This is a genomic window from Rhizobium halophilum (assembly GCF_021648825.1).
GTDB classification, from domain to species: domain Bacteria; phylum Pseudomonadota; class Alphaproteobacteria; order Rhizobiales; family Rhizobiaceae; genus Neorhizobium; species Neorhizobium halophilum.
The window spans coordinates 1-11,528 of the sequence record NZ_JAKJHS010000029.1 but is presented as its reverse complement, the minus strand read 5'-3'; the positions used below and the strand labels follow the sequence as shown (position 1 = coordinate 11,528).

Here is an 11,528-nt window from a genome sequence, read left to right as displayed (position 1 = left end):
TCGGAGGTCAACACCGCCGTCAACCAGATGGACCAGGTGACGCAGCAGAACGCGGCGATGGTGGAGGAAGCCAATGCCGCCGGAGCCACCCTTGCCACGGAAGCCGGCCGCCTGCGCGAGCTCGTGTCCCAGTTCCAGCTGGGCGGCGCCTCGTCCGGCTATGCGGCGCGGCCTTCAGCACCGGCTGCAGCCAGACCAACGTCCGCACCGTCGGCATCCCCCGCCCGCGGCATGGTCAACAAGATCGCCCGCGCCTTCACCGGCAAGAGTGCTGCGGCCGCAGCCGTCAGCAATGACAGCTGGGAAGAGTTCTGAGGCCATTGCCAGTCAGACGGGCGGGCTACGAGCTTTGCCCGCTACGTCGAGACACCTTCTTAATGTTGTTTTGCAGGTGAGCAGGTCATGAGCCTGCTCATCGGCTTTGCTAGCGGGAGTTCTTATTCGACGACCTGGACAGCGATCCTTGTCTTCGGGTCCACGATCACACGCTGCTCGTTCACGACAGCATACGCATACTGCGGCGCCTCCGGTACCGTCGTGAGCACGATGGTTTCCGGTACTGGCTTTCCGACTACGATCTCCTGCTCCACCACGACCGGTGTCGCGGGAATGGGCTGTTCCTGTACATAGGTTACAACCTCGCGCGGCGGCGGATCGATCGCGGTGCCTGCGATAGCACCGACAACGCCACCGACGGCGGCGCCGACGGGACCGCCCACGATGGCTCCGGTGACTGCTCCACCGGCCGCACCATTAACGGTGCTTTCCTTTGCGACGGCCGGCGAAGCGAGTAGAGCAATAACGGCTGCCGAAGCGATGATGAGGTGATGACGCATGAGTGTTCCCTTTCTTAGGTTCTAGGTTCAGATATCGTGGGATCAGTCAGCCGGCGCTGCAGGCGCTTCGACCTTCGGTAGGCTGACATCAACGTCGACGTCGCGGCTTCCGTCGCCGAACAAGCCTCCTCCGAAGAGGTAAAGCCCGAGGCCGAACAGCACGATCAGGAGGATGACTGCGACGGCCCAGCCGCCGCTGTCACTGCTCCCCGTGTTGATGACGGTCGGTTCTCGATCTGTCATCGGATTTCTCCTTCTTTTTGAAGCTGCCTTAAACGACGAGGATGTAGACGACCTCGTGAGTGGCAGGTTTGACGATCACGACGCGGCCGTCGGCCAGGATGAAGTATTCGTAGCCAGAATAGGCTGGGACGATCTCAACGATGCGCGGCGGCAGAGGATGAAGGGTGACAGTCTTCGGGATCGCAGTGCCGATGCTTACCTCTACGTCAATGTCGACCGGCTCCACCTTCTGCTCAACGATGATGCTCTGGATTTCGGTTTTCTGTTCAGCCGAAATGTCGATGCTGGCAGTGGTCTCCTCAGAAGGGGCAGCCTCTGTTGAAGCCTGCGCTGCGTCGGGCTCTCCCGACTGGCTGTCGGCGGCTTCGCTATCACCGGCCTCGGTATCAGGCGCTGATTGCTGCTGAGCGGCTGCATCCGTGTCCTGCGCGGAAGCCTCCGGTGCCTCAGCAGAATCGACTGGAGCCACGGGCTCTGCAGTTGTGCTCTGCGTTGCTCCGGCTTCCTGGTTCTGCTCGACACCGCCCTCAGCTTCGAGGCTGCCTGCGGCTTCAGCGCCACCCGACGCTGAACCTTGCGGCAGGATCTTTGTGCCGGATGACGAGGAGTCTTGAGCCATTGCCGCGCCTGACAACGCCGAGCCTGCGAGAAGGGCTAGAACGACTGCCCTGATCTTAGAACGGGTCATGTGTTTGTCTCCATCTATTGATCGGTGCAGCCCGGTTGCGCTGCGTGGCGTTCAACGGAGCATCGATGCCGGCGTTCCTGGATTAGGCTTCAGACCGGGCGGAGAGGGGACCAAGGTCTTGGCGGAGATCAGACGTTAGCCGTACGCTGGTGGCGCAAAGGTCGTGCTGTCAACTTCCGTAAGAACGGAAGCGCGAGATAGGGTGTTGCGAGGTTGCCGGAGGCTTTTCTGGCTTCCGTGCAGCCGCCTTACGAGCTGCGTGTAACGTCTCCCTGCGCTGACCCATCCCTTCCGGCGCAGGCGTCTATCACGACCCGTAACGGGCGGGGCCCATGCGGCAAAGGGTATGAGAGGAGGTTTGCGATGATCGCCGCACTGAGAGACAGATGCGACCGCGGCAGGGCAAATTACCGCCCGGGCACCTTCCACCTCCTGGCGAGTGCCAGGTCCGCTACGAGAAGTGCCGGGTCCTCGTGCTCCTCCCATACCGAGATCGCGCCGGGGATCGTGATCAGCGTCTGGGTTTTCGGCTCCTCGAAAGCCGGACGGATATAGATCGGCGCGCCGCTGGAGGGAATGATCGCGCCATGCATCCGCTCACTTGCTCCGAGCGTGATGGCGGTGAAATAGGTGAGGCTCGTCGACGTGTCGAGATAGACTGCCTTAACGCCCACATCCCGCATCAGTCCCTGCAGCTTCGCGATGCGCGCATGTAGTTCCTCCGCCGCGATCGGCGGAATAGTGGCTGCGACGTTGTCGAATTCGGCAAGCGACTGTTCGAAGGACTTGTAGACAGGGGCACTCATGCTGGGGTTCCTAATGGGGGCCGGGCGGCGGGCCTTGCCCGCGGCGCATCCGGTAAGGTTTTTAGTCGGCGTGGCTATAGCGCCTGGCGATGAACATGCTGCTGGTGACGGTGAGAATTAGCGTGACCGCCATCAGGATGAAGGACAGTGTCGCGCCAAACGGCCAGTTGGCCTTTCCGAGCACCTCGTCGACCACCATCGGCGCCATCATCCGGAAATTTGGGCCGCCCAGCAGGACGGGGGTCGCATAGGCATTCATCGTCAGGATGAAGGAGAGCACGAAGGCGGCAAGAATGCCCGGCATGACGAGCGGCACCGTCACCAGTCGGAAGGTCTCGAACGGGCCGGCGCCGAGGCTGAGCGAGGCATCTTGGTATTGGGATCCAGGCCTTCGAGCACGCTCTGAAGGGTCAGGACGACATAGGGCAGGTTGACGGAGACGATGCCGATGAAAACGGCGGTCGGCGTGTACATCAACGTCAGCGGCTCGCCGATCAAGCCGATCGCGCCGATGGCGGCGACCTTGGACCTGCTCATCGCCTCGCGCAAAGCCACGAAGGCGTCAGCGCCCGCCTTGTCGGGCACCAGATAGTAGGGTGTGTCGAAGTAGACGTCGTCCACCTCCCGGCATGGGATGAAGGCTTCGATCTCCAGCGTCTTGTTGCTCTGGGGGATCGCTGCAATATCCTCGGGGTCTATGACGATGTACTGCGCTGTCGACCTCGAAACCCTTCGTCTGAGCCTCCTTTGGAGCAGGATCCTCCGTTTCGCTGTCTATGAACACTCGGTTCACTCTGTTGCCGGTGGCGGTATTGATGGTGTTGAACGCAAACCGATCGGAGGTGCTGGCGGCCGTGTAGAGGCCGACGCTGCAGCTCACCTCCCCGAACTTTATGAAGCCCTTCCACTGTGCCCGATGCCCTGCCATTACGCTGTACTCCGAATCACTTGATCGCCGACTCAATCGGATTCGGCGTGATTCGTTCCGACACAAAATGAACCTAATTCAATGGGTTGAGGCCCGGAATTGAGAGTCTGATTCATGCTTGTGGACGGGCCGGTTCACTCAGCGCTCGCGCCTCCTGCGCCACCAGTCACCCTTGCGAGATGCACGAGGGGCCTGATCTTGTGGTTGACCTGCATAAGCACCATCTAAATATGCCGCCCCCAAACAAGCGCGACGTCCGCACTGACCCCCTCGTCGTGCGTAGATGGTCGTGCGCGGGGGTGTGAGGGCGCTCCCCGTAAGGGTCGAGCGCCCTCAGCGATCTTCACCTGACCCTTGGATCAACATGCACACCGACAAGTCTCTCGTCGTATTCTTCCACGGCATCGGCTTCCTCGGCGCAGCTCATGCCTCTCGCGAAGTCCTATCAGGAGACCTTGCCCGACGCCCGGCTGATGGTGCCAGACGCGCCATTTCGCCACCAGTACGGGCGTGAGTGGTTCAGCATCCACGGCGATCCGCTCGCTCCAGACAGGATCTGCCGCGCACGAAAGGCCTCGTAGCCTTGGTTGGTGTTTCGGAGGGCGCCATCGTGTCACTGGACGCGGTCGCCTCCGGCCGCTGGCAGGTGGGCGCTCTCGTGTCCTTCGCTGGCTTGCTTCCCCCAGTCACGGTTTCCACCGGAGCAACAGGACGCCTGTTCTGCTTGTGCATGGTGAGGGATGATCGGACCATACCTGCATTCACATCAAGCATCGCCGCTGGCCAACTCAGTGCCGCCGGCTTTCAGGTTGAGCTGGAACTCCAGCCGACTGCGGGTCACACCATCTCGCCCAAGGGTGCCGACCGCGCGCTTACCTTCCTGCAGAAGACGCTCTCGCGGAAACCTGCAACGACATTGAGCGTTTCGGTGGGATGAGAGATTGACGAGCCGCAGGACGAACAGGAGCCGACGCCGGAAACTGTGTCGTTCCGCTTCGACCGAATGACGGTTGCCCGGTTTCGCGAGACCTTCCCGCGCGCCCGATGGAGCGATGTACTTCAGGCGTGGACGGTTCCCGGCACTACGGCCCGACGCCGCATCGACCGATGGCTGGCCACGGAAGCAAACCGGACGAGGCCGTTCGAAGAGGAGCGCGGCCGCGACGCTTTCGCGTTCGAGCCCATTCTCAGTCCATACCTCTCCGTCTCCGACCGGGGCTTTCGCATAAGGACCCCGTACTTGAGGACGGTCGTCGAGGAGCTCAGGCAGATCCCTTTTGCGCGGTGGAACGGCGAGGAGAAGGTCTGGGAGGTTCCTTACGCTTCCTACGACGACCTGCAGCACCGGTGGGAGACTATCGAAGAGGCTGCGAAGCATTGCGAGCCGGAGGAGCGCAGGAAACGGGCCGAAGCACGCAAGGGAACGGCGGAGGAGGCGAAGGCGAGGCGCCGCGCTCTTGGGCGCCGGAAAAGACGTCTTGCTGTCCCGAGTGACGACCTGCCGCCATTGGACAGGCCGGTCGCCACAGCCAGCTACGGGATCGTCGTCGTGACGGAGGTGACGGGCGAACTCGTCGATCCGCAAGAGGTTGCCGAGGCCTATCCCCATGCCAAACAAGAGCGGGTCTGGGGCATATGGCGGTCGCCGACCCTGGAGGAACTTGTTCAAGCTTGGCCGGCACGGATGGAAGCTGCCGAAGAAGAGCGGCGTCGCGGTTGGTGGCAACTGCCATGGGAGCTTCGCGCCGCCCGGCGGAAGGCACGTTCGGCTGAAAGGCGGCTTGAACGGATCAACGAAAGCAAAGCTTGACTAGGACCATGGTCCGAGCAGATCTGGACCTAAGCCCTATAGGGGAACAAGGGTTTGGTTGGGAAGTTTCCATCTCAGTTTCGGCGGTGCATTCCGTCAGAAGCAGGTGAGGAAACACAGGAGATCCCCATGAAGATCGTAACACAATTTGCCTTTGCTACGGCGCTTCTTGCCGGAACCGCATTGTCCGCCTACGCCCAAACCAGCAGCACAGTCGGAACAGGCGGCACCAGCGCTGGCGGCGGAACTTCCACCAGCACCATCGGCACAGGCGGGAGTTCTGCGGGAAGCGCGGATTGTGCTCCCGGAGCTACTGATTGCGGATCGGGCTCCGCTTCCACCCTCGGGACCGGGGGTTCGTCAGCGGGAGGCGGCACCACCAGCAGCTCCGTTGGTACAGGTGGCTCGGCTGCAGGATCCGGTGATGGCGCCGGCTCGGCCTCCACCCTTGGCACTGGCGGAACTTCTGCGGGTGGCGGCACGTCCAGCAGTTCTGTCGGTACTGGCGGATCCGCGGCTGGGTCGGGTAGCGGTGCGGGGTCGGCTTCTACTCTTGGAACAGGCGGTACCTCTGCAGGCGGTGGTGAATCCAGCAGCTCCGTCGGGACCGGGGGATCGGCTGCCGGTACAGGAAGCGGCTCCGGCTCTGCCTCTACATTGGGCACGGGCGGCACTTCCGCTGGCGGGGGTACCTCTAGCAGCTCTGTCGGCACCGGCGGCAGTGCCGCAGGCGCAGCACAGGATGACACGAGCAACAAGGACTGTCCTCCTGGCCAAGCCAAGAAGAACGGCGGCACCTGCTGATCTAGCGTTTGCTGGTTCCGGTGGATTCCGGAACCAGCTTCTCAGGAGGAGAGCAAAATGCAATACGTTCAAGCGCTACTGAGACAGCCGCTGGCCTTACCGATCATTCTGATAGGCACCATCGCTGTCGCTGCTTCGTCGGAGCAAGTTACATTGGATGACGGCACTACCTGTACTGTCATCGACGGCGTAGAGGGCGAGACAGCAACGAAAAGCGGCATATCGTCTTCAGTCACAGTCGGCGGGGGAACGGTAACTTCATCGACGACCATAAACGGGCGGACGACCACTACGCACTCAGGTGCGGGAACACCATCGTCTGCCGCAAACACCTCAACATCAAGTACAGGGTCCTCAGCGACAGCCGGCTCCAGCGATGGCCAGTCGTTCTCAACGGCCAGCGTCACCAAGCCCGATGGCACGGTGATCACGCGCCGCTCCGACGGCACCTGTGATATCACCAAACCCAAACCTTAAAGGCCCCCATGTCTCGCAAGATCCTTTTTACATCAGCGGCTGTGATCGCTATCGCCTTCGTGCCTCCAGCACTCGCTCAGGACTGTGACACTGCGGGAACAGTCGGAACAGGTGGAAGCGCAGCGGCAGGTGGAACCTCAGCCAGCACCCTTGGCACCGCCGGCACCTGTGTCACGGACGACGGTGCGACCTCCTCCATCGGCTCTGGGGGCAGTGCGGCTACGGCAGACGGAAAGGCTCAAAGCCGAACTCAGATCAATGAGAACGGTGATCAGCTAAAAGCAAAGTCCAGAGCTCAGGCTATGGACCAGGGCACGTTCAGCAGGTCACAAACAAAGACACGCGTGAAGGACGGGGAGCTCCAAAGCCGGACTAAGTCGATGTCGCATGTCCCCGGGGAAAAGCCTGCGATGGATCGGACAGAGAGCAACATTGTCCTTCCGAATCAATAGGAGGCGCGGCTGCTGCGCGGGAGGTCAGCAGTGGGTGACCTTCCGCCGCGCACCAGAGCCACAGAGCGCCGGGCGATCGCCAGCCTTCAAGCAGCAATCGCGATCGTGCTTACGTAAGGGGTCGGAGCTTGACCTCAGCCTCATCAAACATGCGAAGGCAGATCCTAATCCGATCGGATTATCGTAGTTGAGACTCCCCAAGAGCAAGTGAGAGCGTTTCCACTAACGCCTTCGCGGAGAAAGGTTTGCTAAGCACAGGCGATCCGGAAAGTTCAGCAGGTAAGCCCGCCGCACCATACCCGGTGCTAAACATAAACGGCACTCCGCGCTCTCGCAGGATCTTCGCGACCGGAAAGCTTCGTTCCCCTCCAAGGTTAACGTCGAGAACAGCGAGATCGATTTGCGCAGTCGCCGCGATCCCGTATGCTTGCTTCAGTCCGCCCACTGAAGTAACGATCTCGCAGCCGAGATCTTGGAGCATATCCTCGATCAGCAATGCAACGATACCTTCGTCCTCAACGATGAGGACCTTGAGATCGCTGAACTCACTCATGCCTTGAGTAGCCCTGCCGCGAAAGAAACGCGGCACATGACGCCTAACGGCTCGAAGGAAAGATCGAATTCGCCAAAGAGATCTCGCTCGATAGATCGCTCCATCAGCCGGCTGCCGATCCCACGACGTCACGGGGGAGCCAGGGCGGGCCTCCAAACTCGCGCCATTCAAGGAACAGTCTCGGCTGCTGGTCAACTCCCTCTTCCAGTCGCCATTTGACCGAAAGCCGGCCCGCATCCAATGAGAGTACCCCATATTTCATGGCATTGAAGTCGGCTGCTAGCTGATCAACGCCTTCAGTTGCTGCTCTTGTCGCGTGCCCAGTTGGTAAAGTTGAACCAGTTCATTGGCGATCTCTCCCGCATCCTTCCCGGACTTATCTAACGCACGTTCTCCGCAACCTCATCGAGGGCAGCCTGAAGCACCCGAAGATCTGCCGGGGCGAGTGGTTCGTTTGCTGGTTCTATCATCCCGCTAGTGTGCGACGTCCTGCATCAATCCGGGATGAACGGGAACGCGCGGCGAGGTGCAAGCCATATCCAAGGATTGGTGCCGCGCGTTCCCAGCGTCGAGGAGATGACGCCCGGTTCGAACTGCCGCGGTGGGGGAAGGTTCCGGCTGGTGAAGGAAGAGCGGCACTACGACACTTGCTACCGCGAAGGTGGTGAAGGTGGCGAAGATGAAGACGGCGCCCGTGAATAGCCAGTTGGGGACGCGGTGCATACCCAAAGGTCGCACCGGCAGCAGGGTTGTGTAGGCGGACGTTACCTTGGACGAAGTAAGCGCCCCGGAGGGCGCATTCCCAATTCCGAATGTGGTGGGTGGTGGTATCGTCTTGGCGGGAACGATAATTCCCACGGAGTCTCGGCAAGATGGGGCGCGAACCACATTGAGCCATTAACGGTGCAGCAAGGCTTCCCAGACTGATTCTGAGTGTTCACGGCATCTCGCTACTTCCCTTGCGGGCTTGCCGATGGTGAGTCGGCGATTCTTACTCGGCTCGCATCGCCTTGCGGATCCCCGCCTCGACGTTGCGGCGCGCTCGCTGGTCGCTAGGCGTTCCCGAAATGGTCTGGCGGATGGCCCGATGTCCACCACGTGGGAGACCACAAAGGCCGTCGCTCGGAAGGGCGGCCTTCACCCTGCTGAGCAAGTTTCTTACGCTAGATTCGGCTCATCCCAATCGGTGCAACGGGAGGAGGACGGCCAGCCGCCGGCATTTATTCTTGCGCGGGGTCGGCGCCATCCGCTCGCACATTGCGGGGCGGTGGCCGCATCCAACCCTAGTGCGATTCCTAGCACTAATCGCCAAGTTCCCGTCTCCTAATTCATTTTGCGCCTGCAGCCTTTCGGGGGGTGCAGTGGGGAGCTGCCTTCCTTCCCCCCAGCTTGTCGGCTCCCCTGTAATGATCTGGAGAAGAAGACCAGCCGTCGGCGCGTCTGTGAAGGCTTTTACCTCTTGAACCAAAGTCACCGAGATCCGTCGTGCAAGGGTAGGTGGATGCGGGAACTTGCACTGTAGCCCTGCGTTACCTTGTCGCTACTAAATCTGGAGAGAACAAATGAGTGATCGTGGACCCACAGTGATCAACACAGGCCGAAGCAGCAGCGCGGGCTGGGCCGTGGCTGTTATTATCGCAGTAGTGGTGATTGGAGCGCTTCTAATGTTCACGGGCGTCTTCAACATCAATGGTGGTGGTGGCGGCGGGAGCGACGTAAATGTCCACGTACCGGCTGCAGGAACAGCTGCGCCAGCGGCAGACATGGCTCCAGCGCCTGCCGGAGCCCCAAGCGCCGCAGCACCTGCGACCGCGCCAGCGGCAGAGGCACCCGCGCCAGCAGCGCCTAGCAATTGAGCACTCCTCTGAAGCTAATCAGAGGCCGCTCGATCGATAGGTCGAGCGGCTTTTTCTACAGCTACCGAAAAGATAGCCACCCAACGCTGACATTCATGCCAAACCGATCCTCAACGGCTTCTACCAGTTCGTCAGCGCTCCCCAATTAACCGCGATGTACAGTAGCGCTTGTGCATATACGTAGCACCCGTAACGTACAATCGGGAGGCTTGGGAGGCCTTCCGGTGGTGTATTCCGCAAGGAACAGAGGCGGCGCTTCGGCGCTGCCTCCTATCATTCCCATTGTCTGCCCAGAATGAAAAAGCCCGGCGTAGGGAATGCACCGGGCTTGAATGTGATTGGCGACTTGGGAGGAGGAGGGTGCCGCCAATCGGCCACGAGCACTTGGGAGGAGGGTGCGCCCGCGATAACGACTAAATAGGTAGCGCCGAGTGGACTTAACATTTGACAGGTGGCCGCACTCAAACAGGTGGCGGCACAATATTGACATCCGTCTGAGGTATATCGAGCTCAGGAGGAACGACAATGGCCAACGGAAGCGACGGCAGGTTTTCGACGGACGAGATTCAGACGATATGGGAGGCACATCGGGAGTGGTGCGCAGAGCGCGCGATTAAACCCGACAGCACCGACGGCGAAGAGGCAGCCGCCGCGATGCTCTCGATGTACAAGAGTGGAAAAATCCGGAAGCACGAACTGGTAGCGTGGCACGCATGAGCCGCGCGCCTCACTAGAAGAATCGCAACAATGAGGAGCGGCGGCGCCCGCTAACCGTTGCGCCACCGCCTTCCGAGATCAATCCAGAACCTGCACGACCGTGTAGTCCTGCGGGTTCACGATCACACGGCGCTCATTGACGTAGGTGTATGCGTATTGCGGAGCCTCAGGAACAGGCGTCAGGACGACTGTCTGCGGCAGGGGCTGACCGACTACAATCTCTTGCTGGACCATGACGGGTTGCGCCGGCACGGGCTGTTCACGAACGTAGGTGACGACCTGTTCCGGCGGCGGATCAATGGCGGAGCCAAGCACTGCCCCAGCGATACCTCCGACGGCTGCGCCGACTGGGCCGCCGACAATTGCTCCAGTGGCAGCGCCGCCAGCCATGCCGCTCGCGGTCCCTTCTTGCGCCATTGCGCTGGTGGCAAACATTGCGACTGATGCCGCTGTAACGATAATCTTCTTCATGGCCATCTCCTCAGGTTGTGGCTGCCCATTCAACGTGGATCGATCTAGCGCGTTCCGCTGTAGGCCTTAGGTCGCTGCTTCATTCGACCAAAGTCCTACAAAGCCGATGGAGCGCTACCGCACCATCTCCGACACCGCCTCAGTCACTTCCGCCACGTAGTCCACCGGATGACAGAACTGCTCATGCAACGCTGCTTGGTTCGCCAGCGCTGCCGCCACTAACGCCAGCGTGAGGCCTAAGCCGACGCCGAACGCCACGACGGCCTTAATCGCGTAGAACGTTGCGTGCTGCCATACCGGCCGCTCTTGCTTTGCTGTCTTCTGCTGCATGTCCGTTCCCTGATCTTGTGGGCAATAGAACTCATGCGGACGATTCGGAAACTCCCCCTACCTCCCGTTCCTATCCGTGCCGACCGAGAAAATGTGTACGGCGAGGAAGTCAGGGAGACGATTGGAATAGCTGCGCCGATTATCCTCAAAGAGGGTGATAGCGATAGCGCACCCCCATCACGGGAGGAGCGGGGGTTTGGCGAGCTTTTGCTAACTGACGCCTTTGGGGCGTGGAAGCTAGTCGTAGCTTCCGATGATACGCAAAAGCAGATCCTGCTAAAGACTGGCGAATGGATCATTGTCGACCGTGAAACAGCCAAACGGATGTCCGACGAGGTGATCCAGGCGAGAAATGATGCCGTAAGGCGGCAACAGGAGGAGCAGAATAAGAGACTTGAGAAGGTCGATGAACTGAAGGCTTGAGGGCGGCTTACGCCGCTTCTGATGCTTGTGGTTCAATACCTGAAAATAGTGTGGAAGTGATTCACTCCTTCTAGGGATTTAGGAGGGTGTGCCGATGATGGGCGAGCGGACGGTAGCGCAGGAAGCGTTGTTTT

Annotated in this window: 17 protein-coding genes and 3 pseudogenes; 11 read left to right on the top strand and 9 right to left on the bottom strand. The window is 60.6% G+C overall.

The genetic code is table 11. The annotated features are described in order from the left end of the window. Positions 1-315, top strand: a pseudogene (locus LXM96_RS21220) (methyl-accepting chemotaxis protein); the annotation flags it as partial. 122 nt (positions 316-437) lie between these two features. Here LXM96_RS21220 and LXM96_RS21215 read toward each other — a convergent pair. From LXM96_RS21215 to LXM96_RS21190, 6 genes and pseudogenes are all read right to left on the bottom strand, one after another. Next, the gene (locus LXM96_RS21215; RefSeq protein ID WP_240000548.1) at positions 438-836 is read right to left on the bottom strand and encodes a DUF1236 domain-containing protein; all 399 of its coding nucleotides are present in this window, start codon (positions 834-836) and stop codon (positions 438-440) included. Between the two features lie 42 nt (positions 837-878). Continuing rightward, the gene (locus tag LXM96_RS21210; protein WP_240000547.1) at positions 879-1,079 is read right to left on the bottom strand and encodes a hypothetical protein; all 201 of its coding nucleotides are present in this window, start codon (positions 1,077-1,079) and stop codon (positions 879-881) included. Positions 1,080-1,107: 28 nt separating this feature from the next. Continuing rightward, positions 1,108-1,767, bottom strand: coding sequence for a DUF1236 domain-containing protein (locus LXM96_RS21205; RefSeq protein ID WP_240000546.1), 660 nt, complete (start codon positions 1,765-1,767; stop codon positions 1,108-1,110). Between the two features lie 407 nt (positions 1,768-2,174). Beyond that, entirely contained in the window at positions 2,175-2,573 is a 399-nt protein-coding gene (locus LXM96_RS21200; protein ID WP_240000545.1) for an aminopeptidase P family N-terminal domain-containing protein, read from the bottom strand. 61 nt (positions 2,574-2,634) lie between these two features. Then, a complete protein-coding gene (locus tag LXM96_RS21195; protein ID WP_240000544.1) occupies positions 2,635-2,895 on the bottom strand; it encodes a hypothetical protein in 261 nt (86 codons plus the stop codon). A 181-nt stretch (positions 2,896-3,076) separates the two neighbouring features. Beyond that, positions 3,077-3,501, bottom strand: a pseudogene (locus tag LXM96_RS21190) (Ku protein); the annotation flags it as partial. A 425-nt stretch (positions 3,502-3,926) separates the two neighbouring features. Here LXM96_RS21190 and LXM96_RS21185 point away from each other — a divergent pair. The 6 genes and pseudogenes from LXM96_RS21185 to LXM96_RS21160 all read left to right on the top strand — a co-directional run bounded on the left by LXM96_RS21185 (position 3,927) and on the right by LXM96_RS21160 (position 7,044). After that, positions 3,927-4,082, top strand: a complete 156-nt coding sequence (locus LXM96_RS21185; RefSeq protein WP_240000543.1) for a hypothetical protein — start codon at positions 3,927-3,929, stop codon at positions 4,080-4,082. A 29-nt stretch (positions 4,083-4,111) separates the two neighbouring features. Continuing rightward, positions 4,112-4,438, top strand: a complete 327-nt coding sequence (locus LXM96_RS21180; RefSeq protein WP_240000542.1) for a hypothetical protein — start codon at positions 4,112-4,114, stop codon at positions 4,436-4,438. Positions 4,439-4,504: 66 nt separating this feature from the next. Further along, positions 4,505-5,311: a hypothetical protein gene (locus LXM96_RS21175; RefSeq protein WP_262913795.1), complete on the top strand. Its 807-nt coding sequence runs from the start codon at positions 4,505-4,507 to the stop codon at positions 5,309-5,311. A 129-nt stretch (positions 5,312-5,440) separates the two neighbouring features. Next, positions 5,441-5,863, top strand: a pseudogene (locus LXM96_RS21965) (hypothetical protein); the annotation flags it as partial. 309 nt (positions 5,864-6,172) lie between these two features. Then, complete coding sequence (locus LXM96_RS21165) at positions 6,173-6,592, top strand: hypothetical protein (RefSeq protein WP_240000540.1); 420 nt, start codon at positions 6,173-6,175, stop codon at positions 6,590-6,592. 8 nt (positions 6,593-6,600) lie between these two features. Beyond that, complete coding sequence (locus LXM96_RS21160) at positions 6,601-7,044, top strand: hypothetical protein (RefSeq protein ID WP_240000539.1); 444 nt, start codon at positions 6,601-6,603, stop codon at positions 7,042-7,044. A gap of 178 nt (positions 7,045-7,222) precedes the next feature. Here the strand turns inward: LXM96_RS21160 and LXM96_RS21155 are convergent, their stop codons facing one another. Then, positions 7,223-7,597 carry a response regulator gene (locus LXM96_RS21155; RefSeq protein ID WP_240000538.1) on the bottom strand — a complete coding sequence of 125 codons (375 nt, stop codon included), beginning with the start codon at positions 7,595-7,597 and terminating at the stop codon, positions 7,223-7,225. Positions 7,598-8,101: 504 nt separating this feature from the next. On the opposite strand from LXM96_RS21155, the gene LXM96_RS21150 reads away from it, so the two are divergent. The 3 genes from LXM96_RS21150 to LXM96_RS21140 all read left to right on the top strand — a co-directional run bounded on the left by LXM96_RS21150 (position 8,102) and on the right by LXM96_RS21140 (position 10,170). After that, positions 8,102-8,299, top strand: a complete 198-nt coding sequence (locus LXM96_RS21150) for a hypothetical protein (protein ID WP_240000537.1) — start codon at positions 8,102-8,104, stop codon at positions 8,297-8,299. An 860-nt stretch (positions 8,300-9,159) separates the two neighbouring features. Beyond that, positions 9,160-9,453: a hypothetical protein gene (locus LXM96_RS21145; protein ID WP_240000536.1), complete on the top strand. Its 294-nt coding sequence runs from the start codon at positions 9,160-9,162 to the stop codon at positions 9,451-9,453. Between the two features lie 525 nt (positions 9,454-9,978). Next, positions 9,979-10,170, top strand: coding sequence for a hypothetical protein (locus tag LXM96_RS21140; RefSeq protein ID WP_240000535.1), 192 nt, complete (start codon positions 9,979-9,981; stop codon positions 10,168-10,170). 78 nt (positions 10,171-10,248) lie between these two features. On the opposite strand, the gene LXM96_RS21135 is transcribed toward LXM96_RS21140, so the two are convergent. Beyond that, the gene (locus LXM96_RS21135) at positions 10,249-10,641 is read right to left on the bottom strand and encodes a DUF1236 domain-containing protein (RefSeq protein ID WP_240000534.1); all 393 of its coding nucleotides are present in this window, start codon (positions 10,639-10,641) and stop codon (positions 10,249-10,251) included. Positions 10,642-10,755: 114 nt separating this feature from the next. Further along, complete coding sequence (locus LXM96_RS21130) at positions 10,756-10,971, bottom strand: hypothetical protein (protein WP_240000533.1); 216 nt, start codon at positions 10,969-10,971, stop codon at positions 10,756-10,758. Positions 10,972-11,004: 33 nt separating this feature from the next. Here LXM96_RS21130 and LXM96_RS21125 point away from each other — a divergent pair, with 33 nt between their 5' ends. After that, the gene (locus tag LXM96_RS21125; protein ID WP_240000532.1) at positions 11,005-11,394 is read left to right on the top strand and encodes a hypothetical protein; all 390 of its coding nucleotides are present in this window, start codon (positions 11,005-11,007) and stop codon (positions 11,392-11,394) included. The last annotated feature ends 134 nt before the right edge of the window (positions 11,395-11,528 follow it).